This window comes from Candidatus Dormiibacterota bacterium (assembly GCA_036495095.1).
Lineage (GTDB): Bacteria > Chloroflexota > Dormibacteria > Aeolococcales > Aeolococcaceae > CF-96.
Window position 1 is genome coordinate 1 of the sequence record DASXNK010000145.1, and the last position, 20,760, is coordinate 20,760.

Annotated in this window: 16 protein-coding genes and 1 pseudogene; 5 read left to right on the plus strand and 12 right to left on the minus strand. The window is 72.0% G+C overall.

Annotated features, from left to right (window positions below; all coding sequences use genetic code 11):
• On the plus strand, positions 1-1,372 hold a 1,372-nt coding region (locus tag VGL20_14765), incomplete at its 5' end, for an APC family permease (protein ID HEY2704946.1).
• 68 nt (positions 1,373-1,440) lie between these two features.
• Here VGL20_14765 and VGL20_14770 read toward each other — a convergent pair.
• Positions 1,441-3,225, minus strand: coding sequence for a DHA2 family efflux MFS transporter permease subunit (locus tag VGL20_14770; protein ID HEY2704947.1), 1,785 nt, complete (start codon positions 3,223-3,225; stop codon positions 1,441-1,443).
• Positions 3,226-3,285: 60 nt separating this feature from the next.
• Between VGL20_14770 and trxA the strand changes: the two genes are divergently transcribed.
• The 3 genes from trxA to lon are packed head-to-tail and all read left to right on the plus strand — an operon-like array spanning position 3,286 to position 6,557.
• Positions 3,286-3,753: a thioredoxin gene (gene trxA, locus VGL20_14775; protein ID HEY2704948.1), complete on the plus strand. Its 468-nt coding sequence runs from the start codon at positions 3,286-3,288 to the stop codon at positions 3,751-3,753.
• 33 nt (positions 3,754-3,786) lie between these two features.
• On the plus strand, positions 3,787-4,194 hold the full coding sequence (locus VGL20_14780; protein ID HEY2704949.1) for an Hsp20/alpha crystallin family protein: 408 nt from the start codon (positions 3,787-3,789) through the stop codon (positions 4,192-4,194).
• Positions 4,191-6,557 carry an endopeptidase La gene (gene lon, locus VGL20_14785; GenBank protein HEY2704950.1) on the plus strand — a complete coding sequence of 789 codons (2,367 nt, stop codon included), beginning with the start codon at positions 4,191-4,193 and terminating at the stop codon, positions 6,555-6,557. Before VGL20_14780 ends, lon begins: the two co-directional genes overlap by 4 nt.
• A gap of 13 nt (positions 6,558-6,570) precedes the next feature.
• Here the strand turns inward: lon and clpB are convergent, their stop codons facing one another.
• From clpB to VGL20_14810, 5 genes are all read right to left on the minus strand, one after another.
• Positions 6,571-9,204 carry an ATP-dependent chaperone ClpB gene (gene clpB, locus VGL20_14790; GenBank protein HEY2704951.1) on the minus strand — a complete coding sequence of 878 codons (2,634 nt, stop codon included), beginning with the start codon at positions 9,202-9,204 and terminating at the stop codon, positions 6,571-6,573.
• A 91-nt stretch (positions 9,205-9,295) separates the two neighbouring features.
• Positions 9,296-9,841 carry a nucleotide exchange factor GrpE gene (locus VGL20_14795; GenBank protein ID HEY2704952.1) on the minus strand — a complete coding sequence of 182 codons (546 nt, stop codon included), beginning with the start codon at positions 9,839-9,841 and terminating at the stop codon, positions 9,296-9,298.
• A gap of 109 nt (positions 9,842-9,950) precedes the next feature.
• Positions 9,951-11,846, minus strand: a complete 1,896-nt coding sequence (gene dnaK, locus VGL20_14800; protein HEY2704953.1) for a molecular chaperone DnaK — start codon at positions 11,844-11,846, stop codon at positions 9,951-9,953.
• Between the two features lie 20 nt (positions 11,847-11,866).
• Complete coding sequence (gene ftsH / locus VGL20_14805; protein ID HEY2704954.1) at positions 11,867-13,714, minus strand: ATP-dependent zinc metalloprotease FtsH; 1,848 nt, start codon at positions 13,712-13,714, stop codon at positions 11,867-11,869.
• Positions 13,715-13,993: 279 nt separating this feature from the next.
• Positions 13,994-16,021: a hypothetical protein gene (locus VGL20_14810; GenBank protein HEY2704955.1), complete on the minus strand. Its 2,028-nt coding sequence runs from the start codon at positions 16,019-16,021 to the stop codon at positions 13,994-13,996.
• Positions 16,022-16,051: 30 nt separating this feature from the next.
• Between VGL20_14810 and VGL20_14815 the strand changes: the two genes are divergently transcribed.
• Entirely contained in the window at positions 16,052-16,552 is a 501-nt protein-coding gene (locus VGL20_14815; protein HEY2704956.1) for a BON domain-containing protein, read from the plus strand.
• 54 nt (positions 16,553-16,606) lie between these two features.
• On the opposite strand, the gene VGL20_14820 is transcribed toward VGL20_14815, so the two are convergent.
• From VGL20_14820 to VGL20_14845, 6 genes and pseudogenes are all read right to left on the minus strand, one after another.
• A complete protein-coding gene (locus tag VGL20_14820; protein ID HEY2704957.1) occupies positions 16,607-16,855 on the minus strand; it encodes a DUF308 domain-containing protein in 249 nt (82 codons plus the stop codon).
• 76 nt (positions 16,856-16,931) lie between these two features.
• Positions 16,932-17,183: pseudogene (locus tag VGL20_14825) on the minus strand (dihydrofolate reductase family protein).
• Positions 17,184-17,258: 75 nt separating this feature from the next.
• Entirely contained in the window at positions 17,259-17,810 is a 552-nt protein-coding gene (locus tag VGL20_14830) for a ferritin-like domain-containing protein (GenBank protein ID HEY2704958.1), read from the minus strand.
• A complete protein-coding gene (locus VGL20_14835) occupies positions 17,807-19,456 on the minus strand; it encodes an FAD-dependent oxidoreductase (GenBank protein HEY2704959.1) in 1,650 nt (549 codons plus the stop codon). Before VGL20_14835 ends, VGL20_14830 begins: the two co-directional genes overlap by 4 nt.
• A gap of 163 nt (positions 19,457-19,619) precedes the next feature.
• Complete coding sequence (locus VGL20_14840; protein HEY2704960.1) at positions 19,620-19,928, minus strand: CU044_2847 family protein; 309 nt, start codon at positions 19,926-19,928, stop codon at positions 19,620-19,622.
• Between the two features lie 175 nt (positions 19,929-20,103).
• Entirely contained in the window at positions 20,104-20,484 is a 381-nt protein-coding gene (locus tag VGL20_14845) for a hypothetical protein (protein HEY2704961.1), read from the minus strand.
• Positions 20,485-20,760 lie beyond the last annotated feature (276 nt).

Here is a 20,760-nt window from a genome sequence, read left to right on the forward strand (position 1 = left end):
CTTCGTCGCCGGCATCCTCCTGCTCGTCGCCGTCGGCCTGGTCCGGGCCGCGGCGAGCGGATGGGGGGTGGCGCCGGTGCCGGACATCCCGGCCGCCGAGAGCCTCGGCCCGCTGCTCGTGCTCCGCGCCTTCGCCTCAGGCTGCTCGGCGATGACCGGGGTGGAGGCGATCGCCGACGGCGTCCCCGCCTTCAGGCCGCCGGAGTGGCGGAACGCGCGCGCCACGCTCACCCTGATGATCGGCCTTCTGGTGGTGATGTTCTCGGGGATCACGGTGCTCGCGCGGCTCGACGGCGCGCTGCCCTCGCCGCAGGAGACGGTGCTGTCGCAGATCGCCTCCCACACCTTCGGCCGCGGCGTGGTCTACGGGTACATCCAGTCGGCGACGACCCTCATCCTGGTGCTCGCGGCGAACACCGCCTTCAGCGACTTCCCCCGGCTGCTCTTCTTCCTCGCCCGCGACCGGTACGCGCCGCGGCTGTTCCTGCGCCTCGGTGACCGCCTCGCCTACAGCAACGGCATCATCGTCCTCGGAGTCGCCGCCGCGACCCTGCTGGTCGCCTTCCATGGGGCGACCGACCGGCTGATCGCGCTCTACGCCGTCGGCGTGTTCATCGCCTTCACCCTCTCGCAGAGCGGGATGACGGTGCGCTGGTGGCGGCGGCGCGAGCCCGGATGGGCACGCAGCCTTCCGGTCAACGCCCTCGGAGCCACGCTCTCCGGCTGCGTGCTCGTGATCATCGCGGTGACCAAGTTCACCGAGGGGGCGTGGGTGATCGTGGTCCTCATCCCCCTGATCACCCTTCTGCTCTCGCGGATCCACCGCTACTACGTCGCCGTGGAGCGGCTCACCTCGCCGAAGGCGCCGCCGCCGTCGGAGCGCATCTCGGGCTCGCCGTCCTCGCAGGCGGCGCGCGAGCGCGGCCTCCCTCCCGCCGAACAGGTGGAATCCCCGAACGAGATCGTCCACCTGCTGCTCGTCCCCATCGCCTGGCTCGACCTCCCCTCGCTGCGCGCCCTCGCCTACGCGGTCTCGCTCGGCCAGCCCGTGCTCGCGCTCCACGTCGCCACCGACGAGGAGGACGTCCAGCGCATCCAGCTCTGCTGGTCCGCGTGGGGCGAGCACGTCCCGCTCGAGGTGATCATGTCCCCATACCGCATCATCGCGGCGCCGATCGCCAACTACGTCCGCGCGCTCCACCGGCCCCGCCCGGACCTCACCATCACCTGCATCCTCCCCGAGCTCGCGGTGACGCGGTGGTGGCAGCACCCGCTGCACGACCACCTGGCGCTGCGGGTGCGCAGCCTGCTCCGCCTCCACTCCGGCACCGTGGTCACCTCGGTGCCATATCACCTGGACCCCGGGCGATGAGCGCGAGGCGGCCACCCGACCAGGACATCCTCACCGTCGGCGCCTCCGGCGACCTCGCCCGGCGCGAGCTACCGCCGGCGCCGGCCGGCGCCGGCGAGCGGCTGCTCCACGACGCCCTCGTCGGGGGCCGCACCCCGTTGATCCGCTCCCTCGACCCGATCCTTGGATCGCCTCCGCCGGTGGCGTTCGACGCGGCGGCGACCCGGGGACCGGCCGTGGCCGACCGGTTCCTGGCTCCATGGCGCTGGGATCCAGGCGGCGTCGAGCGGGACCGCACCGTCCGCGCCCCCCTCCGGGTCGGCTGACGCCACCGCCGCCGGCACCGCGCCTGCTGCGGCCACCGGCATCGGTGCGGCGGCCCGCCGCGCCGTCCGGTCGGGGAGCATCAGCGCCAGCGGCGCGCCGAGCGCGGTGATGCCGGCGGTCAGCAGGAAGACGTCGCCGAGGGCGCCGGCGAAGACGTGCACCTGGAGCACGCTGTAGAGGAGGAGGACGCCCGCCCGCCCCTGGGAGGCGATCTGCTGGAGCAGCGGGAAGCCGGGGTCGACGGCGGGGAGCAGCGCCGCCCGGTCGGCGAACTGCTGGGCCTGGTGCTGGGCGAGGATCGAGCCGAGCACGGCGAGCCCCAGCGCCCCGGCGACCCGCTGGATGATGTTCTGCATCGCGCTCGCCCGCACCACCAGCGCGGTGGGGAGCGTCGACATGGCGGCGGCCATCAGCGGCATGAACGACAGGCCCATCCCCAGGTTGCGGATCGCCATCCATCCCATGATCGTCGCCCGCGGTGTCTCCACCGCGATCGAGTGCATCAGGTACGACGCCAGCGCGACCAGGAGGACGCCGATCGCCACCGGCCAGCGTGCACCGATGCGGTCGAAGAGCCAGCCGGAGAGGGGCATCATCACCACCGTCACCAGCGCCGGCGGGAGCAGGGTCAGGCCGGTCTCGAACGGGCCGAGGCCCTGCGCCTGCTGGAGGAAGAGCGGGATGAAGTACAGGGAGGCGAAGAGACCGATCACGAGGACGGCGATCAGCACCGCGGAGATCGAGAACGCCGGTGATCGGAAGACGCGGAGGTCGAGCATCGGCTGCTCGACGGACAGCTCGACGACGACGAAGATCGCGAGGCAGGTGACGCCGAGCAGCAGCAGGAGGCGGATCCCGTAGGAGTCCCAGTGCCAGCGCTCGCCCTCGGAACATGCCAGCAGCAGCGCGAACAGTCCAGCGGAGACGGTCAGCCAGCCAAGCAGGTCGAGGCGCTGGCCCGAGACCGTGGGAAACCGCGGCAGCACCATCAGGGAGAGGGCGATGGCGGCGATCCCGATGGGGACGTTGATGAAGTAGATGAGCCGCCAGCTCACGTACTCGACGAGCCAGCCGCCGAGGGTCGGACCGATCGCCGGCGCGAAGATGACCCCGAGGCCGAAGACGCCCATCGCCGTGCCGATGCGTTCGCGCGGGACGATCCGGTAGACCATCGCCTGCGACACCGCCGGGAGCAGGCCGCCGCCGGCGGCCTGGACGATGCGGAAGACGATCATCTCCTGGATGCTCGTGGCCAGGCCGCAGAGCGCCGAGCCGGCGACGAACAGCGCGAGCGCGGCATTGAGGACGCGGTCGAGCCCGTAGCGGTCGGCCAGCCAGCCGCTGAGCGGCACCACCACGCCGAGCCCCAGGGTGTACCCGGTCGCCACCCAGAGCACCTGGTCGGCGGCGGCGCCGAGCTCGACCTGCATGGTGGGGATGGCGACGTTGACGATGCTGGTGTCGAGCACCGCCATGAAGCTGCCGATCATCACCACCGCGACCGGCAGCAGCCAGCCCTCCGAGTGTCGAGTGGGAACCCGGTTCACACCTCCCTCCGGTCGGGACCCATGTTTGAGCATCGAGGATTCCGAGGTATTCCACCGCGCATGACCGACACCGACGGCCGGCCCGCCGCGCAGGTCATCACCTGCCCCACCTGCGGCAGCACCAACCGCGTCCCCAACGCCGCGCGGGGCAAGCCCACCTGCGCCCGGTGCCACAACCCGCTCCCGTGGCTGGTGGCCGCGGGCGACGCCGACTTCGACCGGGTCGCGGTCGACAGCGACCTCCCCGTCCTGGTCGACCTCTGGGCGCCCTGGTGCGGGCCGTGTCACATGCTGGCTCCACACGTCGAGAAGGCCGCCCAGACCTTCGCGGGCCGCCTCAAGGTGGTCAAGGTGAACGTCGACGAGGCCCCGCGAGTCGCCGAGCGCTTCGGGGTGCGGGGCGTCCCGACGCTCCTCGTCCTCGACCACGGCGGGCCGGTGGCGCGGCAGGTCGGGGCGCTCCCGGGGAGTCAGCTGGAGCGCTGGATCGAGGGCGCTCTCGTCCAGTCCGCCGCGGGCCGTTCCTAGGCCTTCCGGGGAGACCTTCCAGGAGGAGAGGCGATGCTGGTCTGGCGTCGAGATCCCATCCGGCTCGGTGAGCTCGCCGACGAGACCGGCGACGAGCCCGGGATCGAGTGGAGGCCCGACCTCGACATCTACGAGACGCCCGAGGAGTTCCTCCTCGTCCTCTGCCTGGCCGGGGTCTCCGCCGACGACATCGACCTCACCGTTCTCGGCACCACCCTGACCGTCGCCGGACGGCGGATCGTCGAGCTGCCCCCGCAGGCGCGGCCGATGCTCCTCGAGTGCCCGCGCGGACGCTTCCTGCGGCGCATCCGGCTGCCGGCGCGCTGCGACATGGAGGGGGTGGGAACGCGGCTCGCCGACGGCCAGCTCGTCGTCCGGGTGCCGAAGAGCGCGGCGGTGCCCGTGCAGGTCGCCGTCACCGTCTCCGAGGACCGGCGATGAGCGAGATCACGCCCCCGATCGCGATGCCGGGCGAGCAGGTCCTCCCCGCGCTGCTGCTGCCCACCGTGGCCGTCCTCCCCGGGCTGCTCGGGCCGCTCGAGGTGAGCGGACCGCAGGTCGCGGCGGTCGAGGCGGCGGCGGCCGAGAGCTGTCCACTCGCGCTCCACTGGGCGGGCCCGGGCGCCTCCGAGAGCTCGGCGCCGAACCCGCACACCGCCCCGGCGATCGGCGTCTCGGCGGGGATCGCCCGCCTGGTGCGTCTGCCCACCGGCGGGGTGCGGCTGCTCATCCAGGGCACCGCCCGGGTGCGCCGCCTCGACGTCGTCGCCACCGAGCCGGTGCTCCGGGAGAGGGTGCGGCCGATCGAGGTGCCCCGGGCATCGCTCGAGGGCAACCCGCTGCGCGACGCGGTGCTGAACAGCCTGCGCGCCGTCGTCCAGATGTCGCCGACGATCCCCGACGAGGCGGCGGTGATGGCCGCCAACCAGAACGATGCCGGGGAGCTCGCCGACGTCGTCGCCGGTGTCCTCGAGCTCTCCGCGGCGGACCGGCAGCAGGTGCTGGAGACCATCGATCCGGTCGCCCGGCTCGAGCTGGTGCTGCGACTCTGCGAGCAGAAGCGCAGCCTGCTCGAGGTGTCCCAGCAGATCCAGCACCAGGCGAGCGAACGCGCGGGGGCGCAGCAGCGCGAGTACCTGCTCCGCGAGCAGCTGAAGGCGATCCAGCGCGAGCTCGGCGAGCTCGACCCCCAGGAGGCGGAGGTCGCCGAGCTGCGGCGCCAGGCCGAGGCGGCGGACCTCTCCCCCGAGGTGCGCTCCGAGGTCGAGCGCGAGCTCTCACGTCTCGAGCGACTGAACGCGGCGTCGCCCGAGTACGCGATCGTGCGCACCCGGCTGGACTGGATCCTGTCGCTCCCCTGGGGCCCTCCCCCACCGGTGGAGATCGACCTCGACGCCGCCCGCCGCGTCCTCGACGAGGACCACCACGGGCTGGAGAAGGTCAAGGACCGCATCATCGACCACCTCGCCGTGGTCGCCCTGCGCGGCGGCGCGAGGGGACCGATCCTCTGCCTGCTCGGTCCGCCCGGCGTCGGCAAGACCTCGCTCGGCCAGTCCATGGCGCGAGCGATGAACCGGCCCTTCGTGCGCGCCTCGCTGGGCGGCATCCGCGACGAGGCGGAGATCCGCGGCCACCGGCGCACCTACGTCGGCGCGCTGCCCGGCCGGATCATCCAGGGGATGCGCCGGGCGAGCGCCCGCAACCCGGTGTTCATGCTCGACGAGGTCGACAAGCTTGGCCTCGGCTACCAGGGAGACCCTGCGGCCGCGCTCCTCGAGGTCCTCGACCCGGCGCAGAACTCGAGCTTCACCGACACCTACCTCGACCTGCCCTTCGACCTGTCGCAGGTGTTCTTCGTCTGCACGGCGAACCAGCTCGACACCATTCCCGGCCCGCTGCGCGACCGCATGGAGATCATCGAGCTGAGCAGCTACACCGAGGCGGAGAAGCGCGAGATCGCCCGCCGCCACCTGCTTCCCCGCGTGCTGTGCGAGCACGGGCTGCCCCAGGACGCGATCGAGATCGACGACGGCGTCCTCAGCGAGCTGATCCGCGGCTGGGCGCGGGAGGCCGGGGTGCGCCAGCTGGAGCGGCAGCTCGCCGCCTGCTGCCGCAAGGTGGCGCGCGAGCGGCTGCGGGGACGCACCGAGCCGGTGCGCGTCACCCGCGACCTCCTGGTCGAGTGGCTCGGCCCGGAGCGCGCCGACGACATCGGCATCGAGGAGGAATCGTCGATCGGCGCCGCGACCGGGCTCGCCTGGACGCCGGTCGGCGGCGAGGTGCTGAGCGTCGAGGCGGCGGTGGTCCCCGGCAGCGGACGTCTGACCCTGACCGGTCAGCTCGGCGACGTCATGCAGGAGTCCGCGCGCGCCGCGATCACCTGCGCACGGCTGCGCGCCGAGCGGCTCGGGCTGCCCGCGGACTTCTTCGCGCGGCACGACCTCCACCTCCACGTCCCCGCCGGGGCGGTGCCCAAGGACGGGCCGTCGGCGGGGGTGACGATGGCGACCGCGCTCGTCTCGGCGGCGACGGGGCGGCGGGTGAACCGCTGCTGGGCGATGACCGGGGAGATCACCCTCCACGGTCTCGTGCTCCCCATCGGCGGGGTGAAGGAGAAGGTGCTCGCCGCGGATCGCGCCGGGGTGGAGGGCGTGCTCCTGCCGCGCCGCAACCAGCGCGACCTCGTCGACATCCCCGCCGAGGTGCGCGAGCGCAGGCGGATCGAGTTCGTCGACACCGTCGACGAGGTGCTCGACCGGGTCCTGGCGCCGGCGGGGGAGCGGGAGCTCGTCGCCCCGATCTGATCTGCCAGGACCCTCAGGCCTCGACCACCTCCGCGTCGATCACCTCCTCCACGTCCCGCTCCGGGTGACGGGGATTCAGGACCAGGTCGCCGCCGACGACGCCGACGTCGAGGGTGTCGCCCTCGTGGAAGCGACCCTCGAGGATGCCCATCGCGATCGGGTCCTGGAGCTTCCGCTGGATGACGCGCTTCAGCGGACGGGCGCCGTACGTCGGGTCGTAGCCCTCGTCGGCGAGCAGGTCGAGCGCCGCCGGGCTGACCTCGAGTGTGAGCCCGCGGGACAGCAGCCGCTCGCGCAGCGCCCGCAGCTGGATCTCGACCACCTGGCGCAGCTGGGCGCGGTCGAGCCTGCGGAAGATGATGATCTCGTCGACGCGGTTGAGGAACTCCGGCCGGAACTGCTGGCGCACCACCTCGAGGACCTGCGCGCGCACCACCTCCGGGGACTCGGCGCCGATGTCGGCGATCAGGGACGAGCCGATGTTGCTCGTCATGATCACCACGGTGTTGCGGAAGTCGACGGTGCGGCCCTGCCCGTCGGTGAGCCGGCCGTCGTCGAGCACCTGCAGGAGCACGTTGAAGACGTCGGGGTGGGCCTTCTCGATCTCGTCGAGGAGGAGCACCGAGTAGGGACGCCGGCGCACCGCCTCGGTGAGCTGGCCGCCCTCGTCGTAGCCGATGTACCCGGGAGGCGCGCCGATGAGGCGGGCGACGGTGTGCTTCTCCATGTACTCGCTCATGTCCAGGCGCACCATCGCGTGCTCGTCGTCGAAGATGTACGCGGCGAGGGCGCGGGCGAGCTCCGTCTTCCCCACCCCGGTGGGGCCGAGGAACATGAAGGAGCCGGTCGGCCGGTTGGGGTCGGAGAGCCCGGCGCGACCGCGGCGCACCGCGTTGGCGACGGCGGCCACCGCCTCCTCCTGCCCGACCACGCGCTCGTGGAGCTTCTCCTCGATGTGGAGGAGCTTCTGCATCTCGCTCTCGAGCATCCGGCTGACGGGGATGCCGGTCCACTTCGCGACGACCTCGGCGACGTCCTCCTCGTCGACCTCCTCCTTGAGCAGCGGCTTGTCCTGCTGGATGTCACCGAGCCGCTGCTGCCCCTCCTCGAGGGCGCGCTGCAGCTCGGTGAGCTGGCCGTAGCGGAGCTCGGCGGCGCGGCCGAAATCGGCGAGCCGCTCGGCGCGCTCGGCCTCGATCTTCACCTGCTCGATGCGCTCCTTGATCTCCCGGATCTTCTCGATGCAGCCCTTCTCCATCTGCCAGCGGTCGCGCATGCCGCGCGCCGCCTCCTGAAGGTTCGCCAGCTCGCGTTCGAGCGCGGCCAGCCGCTCCTTCGACGCGGCGGCGGTCTCCTTGCGCAGCGCCTCACGCTCGATCTCCAGCTGGCGGATCTCGCGCTCGACGACGTCCAGCTCGGTGGGCATGGAGTCGATCTCGATGCGCAGCCGCGAGGCGGCCTCGTCGATGAGGTCGATCGCCTTGTCGGGGAGGAAGCGGTCGGTGATGTACCGGTTGCTGAGCACCGCGGCGGCGACGATCGCCGAGTCGGTGATGCGCACGCCGTGGTGGACCTCGTAGCGCTCCTTCAGCCCGCGCAGGATGCTGATCGTGTCCTCGACCGAGGGCTGTTCGACCATGATCGGCTGGAAGCGGCGCTCGAGCGCGGCGTCCTTCTCGATGTGCTTGCGGTATTCGTCGAGGGTGGTGGCGCCGATGCAGCGGAGCTCGCCGCGGGCCAGTGCGGGCTTCAGCATGTTGCCCGCGTCCATGGCGCCCTCGGCGGCGCCGGCTCCGACGATGGTGTGGAGCTCGTCGATGAAGAGGATGATCTGGCCCTCGCTCTCGGTCACCTCGCGGAGCACCGCCTTGAGGCGATCCTCGAACTCGCCGCGGTACTTCGTCCCCGCAACCATCGAGCCCAGGTCGACGGCGACGACGCGCTTGTCCTTGAGGCCCTCGGGAACGTCACCGGTGGCGATCCGCTGTGCCAGCCCCTCGGCGATCGCAGTCTTGCCGACGCCGGGCTCGCCGATGAGCACGGGGTTGTTCTTGGTGCGCCGGGAGAGCACCTGCATCACCCGGCGGATCTCCTCGTCGCGGCCGATGACGGGATCGACCTTTCCCTGGCGCGCCGCCTCGGTGAGGTCGCGTCCGTACTTCGCCAGTGCCTCGTACTTCGACTCGGGGTTGGCGTCGGTGACCCGCTGCTTTCCCCGCACCGCCTCGAGCACGCCGTAGATGCGCTCGCGGGTGACGCCCGCCTGCTTGAGGATGCGTGCCGCCTCGCCGGTCTCCTGCGCCGCCAGGCCGAGCAGGAGGTGCTCGCTCGAGACGTACTCGTCCTTGAGCCGGTTCATCTCGTCGAAGGCGGACACGAGGACGGCACGCAGCGCGCTGCCGATCCCGGGCTCCTGGCCGCCGAGCTGCTTGCCGCGGGACTCCAGGAGGGAGGTCAGGCGCGCGGCCAGCGGCTCGGGCTGCACCTCGAGACGGCGCAGCAGGTTGGGCACCAGCCCCTCGGGCTGCTCCAGGAGGGCCAGGAGCAGGTGCTCGGGTTCGACGGTCGGGTGCTGCAGGCTCTGGGCAAGCTGCTGCGCCGCCTGCAGGGCCTCCTGCGATCTCTCGGTGAAACGGTCCAGTCGCATCTCGCCTTCACCTCCTGGGTCGCCCCTACCCCGTCGACACCGACGGCGAAACCGCCCGGCGCGTTTGGGGCCGGGTGCTCGGCGGTGCGGATCACGGTTCTCGGTCGCTGACCCCGGTCCCGTCCCCGGTCGCATCCTGGCCGGTGGCGCGCTCGCCGTTCGCGGGACGGCGGCTGACCACGACCTGCGCGGGTCGCAGCACCCGCTCGTGGAGCCGGTAGCCGGGACGCAGCTCGGTGGTGACCGTGTCCTCGTCGAGGTCGGGGCGCTCGTCGGTGAGCACCGCCTCGTGGCGGCCCGGATCGAAGGGCTGTCCGACGGTCTCGACGGGCACCACTCCCTGGGCGGCGAGCACCTCCTCGAACTGTCGCAACACCTGGCGGAGCCCGACGACGAGCGGGTCGGTCGGCGCCGCGGCGTCGAGGCCGCGGCGCAGGTTGTCGAGCACCGGCAGCAGGCTGCGGCTCAGCGGCTCGACGCCGAACCGCAGCAGCTCGGCGCGCTCGATCTCGGCCCGCCGTCTCAGGTTCTGCAGATCTGCGGAGAGCCGCAGGTAGCGGTCGTCCAGAATTTCCTCGGGTCCCTGGCCGGCGGGCGCCTCGGCCTCGCCGATCCTGCCGTCGCGTGCGTTGTCCATGACGTCCGGGCCTCCCTGAGCCGTGCCCGTCACCGACCCCAGAGGAGGGCGGCGGCTACGGTCCGCCGCCCTCCGAATGGAGAGGAGAGGTTCCGGGCGTGGCTCCTCGTCAGACCTCTTTGAACTCGGCGTCCACGACATCGTCGGCGGTCGCCGATCCCTGGGCGGCCTCTCCGCCGGAGCCGTTGCCGCCCGACGACCGCCCACCGGTGGCCGCGTGCACCGCCTCGCCGATCCTCGACAGGCTCTGCTGCAGGTCGGCGCTGGTGCGCCGCATCATCTCGAGGTCGTTGTTCGTGATCGCGTCGCGCACCGCGCGGACCTTCGACTCGATCTCGCCGCGCAGGTCGCCGGGCACGCGCTCGCCGGCGTCCTGGAGCGCCTTCTCGGCCTGGTAGGCGATCGCGTCCGCCTGGTTGCGCGCCTCGACCGCCTCGGCCCGGCGCCGGTCCTCCTCGGCGTGCGCCTCGGCCTCACGGATCATCCGGTCGACCTCGTCCTTCGACAGGGTGGTGGCGCCGGTGATCGTCACCCGGTTCTCCTTGCCGGAGGCGCGGTCCCTCGCGGTCACGTGGAGGATGCCGTTGGCGTCGACGTCGAAGGTGACCTCGATCTGGGGCACACCGCGCGGAGCCGGCGGGATGCCCTCGAGCTTGAAGGTGCCGAGCACGCGGTTGTCCTGCGCCAGCGGCCGCTCGCCCTGGAGGACGACGATCTCGACGCTCGTCTGGTTGTCCGCGGCGGTCGAGAAGCTCTGCGTCTTCGACGTGGGGATGGTCGTGTTGCGCTCGATGATCTTGGTCATCACCCCGCCCTCGGTCATCAGCCCGAGGCTCAGCGGGATGACGTCGAGGAGCAGGACGTCCTTGACGTCTCCGGTCAGCACCCCCGCCTGGATGGCGGCCCCGATGGCGACCACCTCGTCGGGGTTGACGCCGCGGTGCGGCTCCTTGCCGGTCAGCTCCTTCACCAGGTTCTGGATCACCGGCATGCGGGTCGCGCCGCCGACGAGGATGACCTCGTCGAGGTCCTTGGGGGTGAGCCCGGCGTCCTTCAGGGCCTCCTGGAACGGCTTGCGGCAGCGCTCGGTGAGGTCGGCGGTCAGCTGCTCGAACTTCGCCCGGGTCACGGTGTACTGGAGGTGCTTCGGACCGTTGGCGTCGGCGGTGATGAAGGGGAGGTTGATGTCGGTCTCCACCCGCTGGGAGAGCTCGATCTTCGCCTTCTCCGCCGCCTCGGTGAGCCGCTGCAGCGCCTGGCGGTCCTTGCGCAGGTCGATGCCGTTGTCCTTGCGGAACTCGTCGGCGAGCCAGTCGACGATGCGGCGGTCGTAGTCGTCGCCGCCGAGGTGGGTGTCGCCGTTGGTCGCCTTCACCTCGACGACGCCCTCGCCGACCTCGAGCACGGAGACGTCGAAGGTGCCGCCGCCGAGATCCCAGACGAGGATCCTCTCGTTCGTTTTCTTGTCGAGGCCGTAGGCGAGCGCCGCCGCGGTCGGCTCGTTGATGATGCGGACGACGTTGAGACCGGCGATCTCGCCGGCGTTCTTCGTCGCCTGGCGCTGGGCGTCGTTGAAGTACGCCGGGACGGTGATGACCGCGTCGGTGACCTTCTGCCCGAGGTAGGCCTCGGCGTCGGCCTTCAGCTTCTGCAGGATCATCGCCGAGATCTGCTCGGGGGTGTATCGCTGCCCCATCACCTCGATCTCGACGCGGCCGTCGCGACCGGCGACGACCTTGTACGGGACCTGCTTGGTCTCCTCCTGCACCTCCTCGATCCTGCGGCCCATGAAGCGCTTGATCGAGTAGACGGTGTTCTCGGGGTTGACGGCAGCCTGCCGCCGGGCGACCTGCCCGACGAGCCGCTCGCCGGTGCGGGTGAAGGCGACCACCGAGGGCGTGGTCCGGCCCCCCTCGGCGTTGGGGATGACGGTGGGCTCGCCGCCCTCCATCACCGCGATCACGCTGTTGGTGGTGCCCAGGTCGATTCCGACGGTCTTGGCCATATCGTCTGGTCCTCCTCTCCTCAGGTCGCCACCGGAGAGTTGCTTCCGATTCCCACGCGCTCCACCTCGCGCACCGGTGAGGCGGGGACCGACACGATGCATTCCCGGAGCTCGTCGAGGCTCATCGACTCGCGCTCCTCGAGCACAGAGATCACGGTGGTGAAGGCCTCACGGTGGCTGCTCAGCAGCTCCTGTGCGGTCCGGTCGGCAGCGGCCATCAGCCGCTGCACCTCGCGATCGGCGGCGACGGCGAGCTCGGCGCTGCCGGCGATGCCGCCGAACACGGACGGGGGCTCGTCGGGGTCGCGCGCGCGCAGCGAGACCGGAGGCAGCTCCTCCCCCATCCCCCAGCGCTCGACCATCCGCCGCGCCAGCGTCGTCGACTGCTGGAGGTCGTCCTCCGCGCCCGAGCTGACGTCGCCGAGCACGATGAGCTCGGCCGCCCTGCCGCCGACGCCGACCGCGAGCCGCGCGCGGCAGTAGGCGCGGGTGACGTTGACACGGTCCTCGAGCGCGAACTGGGTCACCCCCAGCGCGCGTCCGTGGGGCACGATCGAGATCCGCTCGGGGGGATCGGCATCGGCGTTCCAGTAGGCGACGAGCGCGTGCCCGGCCTCGTGGACGGCGACACGGCGCCGGTCGTCCTCGGTCATCGCCAGCCGCCGGCGGGCGCCGAGGAGGACGCGCTCCTGGGCCTCGCGAAGGTCCGCCTCGGTGACCATCTCGCGACCCGCCCTGGCGCCGGCCAGCGCCGCCTCGTTCACGAGGTTCGCAAGGTCGGCGCCGCTGAACCCGGGGGTGCGCCGCGCCCACGCCTCGAGGTCGACGTCAGCTCCGAGCGGCACCTGGCGGGTGTGGATCCGCAGGATCTCGAGACGCCCGTCGCGGTCGGGAAGGCCGAGGGTGATCTGGCGGTCGAAGCGCCCGGGACGGAGCAGCGCCGGATCGAGGATCTCGGGACGGTTCGTCGCCGCGAGGACGATGACCCCGGTGTCCTTCTCGAACCCGTCCATCTCGACGAGCAGCTGGTTGAGCGTCTGCTCCCGTTCGTCGTTGCCGATCGAGAGGCTCATCGACCGCCGGCCGCCGATGGCGTCGATCTCGTCGATGAAGATGATCGACGGCTGCATCTGCTTCGCCCGCTCGAAGAGGTCGCGGACCCGGGACGCGCCGACGCCGACGAACATCTCGACGAACTCGGTGGCGCTGGTGGCGAAGAAGGGCACGTTCGCCTCTCCCGCCACCGCCCGTGCCAGCAGCGTCTTGCCGGTGCCGGGGGGCCCGGTGAGCAGGACCCCGTGCGGGATGCGCGCGCCGAGACGAAGGTAGCGCTGGGGGTTGCGGAGGTAGTCGACGATCTCCTGGCAATCCTCCCTGGCCTCGTCGACCCCGGCGACGTCCCTGAAGGTCGTGGTCGGCCGCTCCTCGGTGTAGAGGCGGGCGCGGCTCCTGCCGACGCCGAGCGCCATCCGCTGGCCGGTCGCCCCCTGGTAGCCGATCCAGCCGAGGAGCGCCAGGGTGGCGAGGCCGCTGAGAACGTTGAGGAAGCCGAAGAGCGCCTGTCCGGGCGGCCCGGTCGAGGAGATCTCGACGTTGCTCTTGATCAGCAGCGGCAGCAGCTGGTCGTCGGTGAGCGGCGGCAGGTTGGTCTGCACGTGCGAATAGGCCGGCGCCCCATTGACGTTGGGCCAGCGGATGTCGTGGCGGAGGGTGGCCTCGAGGTTGTCGCCGTGGAAGACGACGCTCGACACCTGGTTGCGGACGAGCTGGTCGCGGAACACGCTGTAGGGCACCTCCGCGGTGCTCGGCGGCCGCTCGGCGAGGACCAGCAGCGTGTTCCAGGCGAGGAGCAGGAGGAGGAGGCCCACCCACGACCTGAGAGGCACCCGCCTGCGAGGACCAGGTTGCTCCGGCGATCGGGGCCCCTGGAGCCAGGTGGTCTGCCTCTGCGGTGTCATGCCACGACCTCCCTCGTCGATCCTGGCCTCCCACTCGGGATGGCGTCGCCTCATCGCTGGTCGCTCCTCCAGGGGGTGTTGGGGGCACTACCCGGGGTTGCGACGGCGCCAAACCCGAGCCGGCGTAGGGTCCGTGAACCGGGTTCACGCGATTTGGCCCCAGGGTGCGCGGCGCCCAGCAGGCGGAGGTCAGCAGCCGCCGGCGAACGTCAGGGTGTACACGGCGCCCTCGCTCATCGTCATCACCACCCCCTGCGCCGCCGGCGTCGCCGGGACCGGGTGCCCGGTCGTGTCGACGGCGGAGAGCAGCTGCGCACCGGTGATCGGCACGGTCGTACGCCCGGTCACCGCCGAGATCGCGGTCGCCCGCCAGGGCGAGGTGCACGACCGCGGCCGGACCACGATGCCGCGCTCCCCGTCGAAGGAGCGCGCGGTGACCGCACCGCCCTCGACGTACCGCCAGTCACCGCCCGGAACCGACTCGGCGACGCCCGTCCCCCTGGAGGTCGCGAGCGAGAGCACCGCGCCGACCCTTGCGGCGAGGCTCGCGGGGATCGACCGGCCGTCGGCCCAGGTGGTGTCGAAGTACATCGCCGGCGTGCCGTACACGGTGCTCGAGATCGCGTGGACCATCACGTCCTCCGGCATCGCGTCCCAGCCGTCGCCGTCGATGAGCAGCCCCGGATCGGCGGCGGTGACGATCCTGGCCCTCCGGTCCCAGTCGGCCTCGCTCCAGGAGTCGTAGAGACGCACCGCGTCCTCGACGCCGGTGAACTGCGGCGCGGCCGCTCCGCCGTCGATCAGCGCGTCGGCGCGCTCCGCGTGCGCCGCGGTGTACAGCCCGTCGAGGTAGCGGTGGAGGGCGAGCGCGCCGGACGCGGCCTCGGGCCGGGAGAGCCGCCCGGGCGGGGGGATGGCATACGTCCAGTCGAGCTTGAGCCCGTCGGCGTTCAGCTCACCCGAAGCGCCACCGAGAAGAGTCGTCATGGTCCGTGCGATCTCGGCGGCGAACCCGGGCTGGGTGGGGTCCACGATCGGCGGCGGTCCCGCTCTCGGCGGTTGCAGGGTGTCGCTCGGTGGCCGGACGGCGCCGTGCACCCAGAGGGGCCACCAGAGGAGGACGCGCAGCCCGTCGGCGTGCAGGCCGTCGATGAGCCGGCGCAGCCCGTCGTTGCCGCCGAAGCGGGGGCCGTCCGCCGCGGGGACGCCGAGGCTCGCCTGCCAGCGGGAGTCGATGATCACGGTGAACCGGTCCACGTGGTACCGCCGCCGCCAGCTGGCGACGAAGTGGCGCACCCAGTCGGCGGTGAAGCGAGGGCTGTCCCGCTCGGCGTGGAGCGCCACCTGCTCCCCCCAGGTGGAGACGAGCGGCTGCGACCACCACCTCGGGCGGTCGCGGGACGGGGTCGCCATCCCCATGCGCTCGAGGACGTCGTGGTACGCGTGCAGGCCGCTCCACGGGTCGGGAGCGACGGTGACGGCGAAGCTCGGGAAGCGGACGACGCCATGCTCGGGTGGCCCCGCCCCGAGGTCGGCGCCCTCGTCGACGAACCGCCGCGGATAGTCGACGGTCACCGCGCCGTCGCGGCCGAGACCGATGGTGGTGGCGCTCGGGATCTCCGCCAGCCCGATGCCGATCCAGCCCGGCGCGGCGTGGAGCTCGAGGGCCATCGGCGGCGGCGCGAACGGTCGCCACCCGACGGTCGAGACCGTCGGTGTCGCGGTGGTTGCGGGCACCCTGGGGTCCGGGGTGAAGCCGGTGTCGATCGTGGCCATGTCCAGCCCCCGCACGCCGTCGTCGAAGAATGCGGTCGTGACCGTGTCGGCGGCGCTGGCGGCGATGGAGAACGACACCGTGAAGGCGTCCGCCGACGGTCGGAGGACCGCCTCCTGGAGAGGGGCGCCGGCGGCATCGCTCAGCCCCACCTGCAGCGCGCCGTCGCGCGCCTCGGTGTGCGCGTGAACGCCGCGGGGAAACGCCGTCCCGCTCGAGACGGTCAGCGGCAGGTCGGTGTAGACCCGCCCATCCGGAGCGGCGAGGGTGACAATCGCGGAGTCGGGCTCGGCCCACAGCGTGTACGAGCGCTCCGCGAGCCGGATCGGGGCGGTCCGGGTGGGGGCCTTCTCGGTCATCGGCGGGGTGGGGGTCTGCGACGAGCACGACGGCGTCGCCCCGAGCGCGGCGAGACCGGTCAGGACGATGAGAACCTGGTTCACACCACCCCCCATTCGGGGTAGGGAGTGCCCATGGCTCGGGAGATCCACGCTGCCGACACCGCGATCGCCCGTGCCGTCGAGGTGGCCCTGCGCTACGACGACCAGATCCCCGAGGGGCTGACCGTCGAGGTGGCCGGCGGTCACGTCACCCTCGGCGGCGAGCTCAACTGGGAGTGGGAACGCCGGGAGGCCGAGCGGGTGGTGGGTGCGGTCCCCGGGGTGCGCGGGGTCACCAACCTGATCCGGCTCCACCCCGCGCCACCGGAGGCGCTGCCGCCGCCGCACCACCGGCTGCGCAGCCGCGAGAACGGCTGGGTCGCATTGGAGGACACCCGGGAGAAGTGCGAGCTCTACTTCCGTGGACTGATCCTGATCACGTCGGAGGCGCCGACGGCGCCGCTCCGGGAGCATGCGAGAAGCCTCGCGCGGGACCTCGTGCTCGAGCGCTGGGACCTCGATCAGACCCGCTGGGTGCCCGAGCGTGATCCCGTCATCGAGCGCCTGAAGGACGAGCAGGGACTGACCGGCTGACCGCGGGTCCACGGGGAAGGGGGGCGCGGCGGCCCCCTTCCGGTCGTCCGTCGATCACGTGTGGAAACGGCGGTTGATCTGGCGCAGCCGCCATCCCTGGGTGATCTCGGTGAAGCCGAGGATCAACGCCCAGACGGCGACCAGCACGGCGAGGAAGAGAACGGTGATGCCGGGATAGGCGATCGCGATCAGCCCGAAGATCACCGCGGCGACACCCCGGATCAGGTGGAGCCACCAGTACCGCGACGCCTCGGCGACGATGCGGACGACGGGGTCGCTCCCGATGATGGGGTCGTTCAGCATGGAAGGGCCTCCTGTGCGGGGGACGGTGGTCGGCCATTACCCTCGCGACGGCGGCCGCGAAACGCCCACCGTGCGCCTACCGCTCCCGGACGGCGTAGGTCAGGTGCGCCACCCTCGGGGAAGGCTCCGCGCGGACCGGCACCAGGGCCACGCGGCGCGCGTCCACGCCCTCGAACAGGCGGATACCCGAGCCGAACAGCACCGGCGACAGCGCGATCGAGAACTCGTCGATCAGGCCGGCGTTCACGTACTCCAGGATCGTCGCGCCGCCGCCCGCGATGCGGACGTCGCGGTCGCCGGCGGCCTCGCGGGCCTGGTCGAGCGCGGACGGCCGACATCCTCGTTGGCGCCATGGCCCGGCCGGAGGGGGTGTGAAGCAGGTTCACACCCCTCTCCGGAGCCGCTAGAGCGCGGCCGACGCCCCGTGCTCCTGGAGGATGGTGAGCATGTCTTCGGCGTGCTCCTCCTCGACCGCGAGGATGCCGCGCAGCATCTCCGTCGTGGTCGGGTCCTTGTCGTCGAGCCAGCGGATGATCTCCTGGTAGCTGGCGACGGCGACGCGCTCGGCGACGAGGTCCTCGCGCACCATGTCGAGGAGGTGGGCGCCCTCCATGTACTCGGAGTGGGCGCGAGTGGTCAGCCCTTCGGGGTTGAAGTTCGGCTCCCCGCGCAGCTGGGTGATCCGCGCTGCGACCCGGTCGACGTGCATCATCTCCTCGTTGGCATGCTGCAGGAACTCCTGGGCGACCGCGGTCGAATTGGGCCCGCTGGCGCTGAAGTAGTGACGCTTGTAGCGGAGCACGCAGACGATCTCGGTGGCGAGCACCTCGTTGAGCACCGTGATGACGCGCTCGCGGTCGGCCCCGTAGGCGTCGGTGATCGCTCCGCACTCGATGTGCTGCCGGGCGCGCTGGCGCAACGTCTTCACATCGGTGAGAAATCCGGTGGTGGTCATCGCCTCTCTCCTTGCCGCAGGTACTGGTGGATGAGGGAGATGGCGGTGGCGCCGTCGCCGACCGCCGCCGCGACCCTCCGCATCGACCGGTTGCGGACGTCGCCCGCCGCGAACACCCCGGGCACGCTGGTCTCGAGCAGATACGGGTCGCGCTCCCTCCCGTCGCCGCCGTCCAGGCCCCGCCGTGCATGGTCGAGCCCGGTCAGCAGGTAGCCGCGCGGGTCGCGCTCGAGCGTGTCCGCCAGCCAGTCGGTGCATGGCTCGGCGCCGATGAAGACGTACATCGACGTCACCGGCAGGACCTCGCGCTCACCGCTGTCTCGATGCCACACGGTGGCACGGGTGAGATGGTCGTCCCCCTCGACCGCGACGACCTCGGACTGCAGGTGCACCGCGACCTGCGGCGTCCGCTCGATCCGGTCGACGAGGTACTTGGACATGTCCTGGGTCAGCCGATCGGCGAGCACCAGCAGGTGGACGCGGCGCGCATACCCGGAGATGTGCAGCGCCGCCTGCCCGGCGGAGTTGCCCCCACCGACGACGGCGACCTCCTCCCCCGCGCAGAGCATCGCCTCGGCGGCGTCGGCGCCGTAGTAGACGCCGCGGCCCTCGAGACGGTCGGCGCCATCGGCCGGGAGGCGGCGGTAGTGGACGCCGCTGGCGATCACCACCGCACGGGCGGTGAGGCGCCCGCCGTCGGTGTCGTGGATCACCCGGTAGGGGTCCGAGACCTCGAGCCGGGTCACGGTCCGCGGGGTGATCATGTGCGCGCCGAAGCGCTTCGCCTGCGCGAGCGCGCGGCGGGTGAGCTCGCCCCCGCTCACCCCGGCGGGGAAGCCCAGGTAGTTCTCGATCCTGGAGCTCAGCCCGGCCTGTCCTCCCGGGGCCTCGCGCTCGACCACCGCGGTGCTGAGACCCTCGGTGGTGGCGTACACGGCTGCGGCCAGCCCGGCGGGACCGGCGCCGATGATCACCACGTCGTAGAAGGGCGTGTCGGTGCGCGCGGACAGCCCGAGACGTCCGGCGAGCTCCTCGTTCGACGGGTTGAACAGCTCCACGCCGCCGGGCAGGAGCACGAGCGGAAGCGTGGAGCCCTCGCCACCCCCGGACTCGAGGAGCCGGTGCGCCTCGGGATTCCCCTCGAGGTCGTACCAGGCGAAGGGCACCTGGTTGCGGGAGAGGTAGTGGCGGACGCGGTGGCTCTCGGCGTCCCACCGGTGCCCGACCACGCGCACCATCTCCGCAGGCGGAGGATGCTCGGCGCTCCAGTCGTCGAGCAGGTCGTCGACCACCGACAGCAGCCGGTCCTCCGCCGGCTGCCACGGCTCGACGACGTAGTCGTCGATCGCCCCGGTGTCGATCGCCTGGATCGCCGACTCGGTCTCCGTGTACGGGACGAGCAGCACCGCCCGGATCCCCGCCTGCTGCCGGCGCGCCTGGGTGAGGAGCTCGAGCGCCGACGCCGTGCCCTGCTGGGCGATCACCAGCGCCACCGGCGTGCCGGCATCGCTGAGCCGGTGCAGCGTCGCCAGCGCCTGCTCGCCGCCGTGCGCCCGCAGGATCCGGAAGCATCGGTGGTAGCGGTGGCGCAGCTCGCGGGTCAGGGCACGCAGGGTCTCGCGGTCCTCGCCGATCGCGAGGATCACGGGGCGCCGCCCACGCGCCTCCTCGCGACCCGCCGTGGATTCGGACTGTGCCGTCGACGAGCTCGTCCCGATCACGCGGCCCAGCTACCCGTGCGCGACACGGCCGAACCGCCGGCCCGGGTGTGAACCGGGTTCTCGGTGCGTGTGTTCGCCCGCCCGCCGGTCACGCGGGCACCGGCGGGGTCCAGGTCAACGACACCTTGAACCCCGGGCTCGTCGACTCCCGCGCCACGATGACCCCACCGTCGCTGCGCAGGTCGATCGAGAAGCCGATCTCCACCCGGCCGAGCTCCCAGGCGCCCGCGGGGCGAACCGCGAGATCCCTCTCCAGACGGCGGTGCAGCGAGGTGGCCACCTCGGTGAGGCTCTCGCCGATCTCGTCGATCCGGCTCGAGAGCCTGTCCGTGAGCGCCCCGTTCTGCACCACCTCACCGATCCGCGGATCCGGCTTCACCTCGACGAGGATGTCCATGGGTATGGCCTCCACAAATGCGGGGTTCGCGCCCACCGGCACCGATCCACCTGGGTCGCCGGCCCATTGCCGAAACCTCCCGATCCTGGGAACCGGGTTCACAGGCCGGCCGTGGGACGTCCGGTGCGATGACATCGCCTCCGCGCGGCGCCCGCCGGCTGAGCGCCGGCGTCGATCACGCGTTGTCCGCGGCCTCGAGCTCCCGCCGCCAGGGTGCGAGCCGGTTGAACGCCCACTCCTGGAGCGCCCACAGCTGGTCCATGAGCTGGTCGACTCGTTCGGGGATCCCCCACTCCTCCATGGACACACGTTCGGCGGTGGTGCCCTCGATCACCGCCCGGGCGTGGCTGTGCACCTCGGCGGCGTGGCCGGCGAGGTCGTCGGTGACCGTGGGCAGCCCGCGGAGGTGCGTCTCCTCGCAGCTCCGGATCACCTCGTCGATCCTGTTGACCAGGCCACGGAGCCGGCGCCGCGGCTCGCCGTCACGGGCCGCGAGGTCGACCGAGCGGCGCAGCTCGAGGGTCGCCCGACCGAGAAGGCCGGTCGTCCTGGTCATGACGCCCGCTGCCCGCTCGCACGACAGCGGCCGCAGCGTTGGCACCGGCTCCAGCTGAACACGGTCGGATCCTCCAAGAACGGCTCGGATCACCCACTACCCAACCGGACTCGGGAGAACGCCTGGGGGCCGTGGACCTCGGGTTCGTCGAGCAGCAGGAGGAAGGCGTGGCAGTCGCCGGCCCCGGAGTCACCGATGATCCCCGGTCCGTTGCCCGGCGACGCGGACATAGGGGAGATAATCGGTGGGAGTCGTCCATCGAGGAGATGGAGCCGA

Excerpts from the sequence above, each read along its gene's own strand:
- trxA (HEY2704948.1), top strand. The coding sequence starts at position 3,286 with ATGACCGACACCGACGGCCGGCCCGCCGCGCAGGTCATCACCTGCCCC.
- VGL20_14780 (HEY2704949.1), top strand. The coding sequence starts at position 3,787 with ATGCTGGTCTGGCGTCGAGATCCCATCCGGCTCGGTGAGCTCGCCGAC.
- lon (HEY2704950.1), top strand. The coding sequence starts at position 4,191 with ATGAGCGAGATCACGCCCCCGATCGCGATGCCGGGCGAGCAGGTCCTC.
- clpB (HEY2704951.1), bottom strand. The coding sequence starts at position 9,204 with ATGCGACTGGACCGTTTCACCGAGAGATCGCAGGAGGCCCTGCAGGCG.
- VGL20_14795 (HEY2704952.1), bottom strand. The coding sequence starts at position 9,841 with ATGGACAACGCACGCGACGGCAGGATCGGCGAGGCCGAGGCGCCCGCC.
- dnaK (HEY2704953.1), bottom strand. The coding sequence starts at position 11,846 with ATGGCCAAGACCGTCGGAATCGACCTGGGCACCACCAACAGCGTGATC.
- VGL20_14815 (HEY2704956.1), top strand. The coding sequence starts at position 16,052 with ATGGCTCGGGAGATCCACGCTGCCGACACCGCGATCGCCCGTGCCGTC.
- VGL20_14820 (HEY2704957.1), bottom strand. The coding sequence starts at position 16,855 with ATGCTGAACGACCCCATCATCGGGAGCGACCCCGTCGTCCGCATCGTC.
- VGL20_14830 (HEY2704958.1), bottom strand. The coding sequence starts at position 17,810 with ATGACCACCACCGGATTTCTCACCGATGTGAAGACGTTGCGCCAGCGC.
- VGL20_14840 (HEY2704960.1), bottom strand. The coding sequence starts at position 19,928 with ATGGACATCCTCGTCGAGGTGAAGCCGGATCCGCGGATCGGTGAGGTG.
- VGL20_14845 (HEY2704961.1), bottom strand. The coding sequence starts at position 20,484 with ATGACCAGGACGACCGGCCTTCTCGGTCGGGCGACCCTCGAGCTGCGC.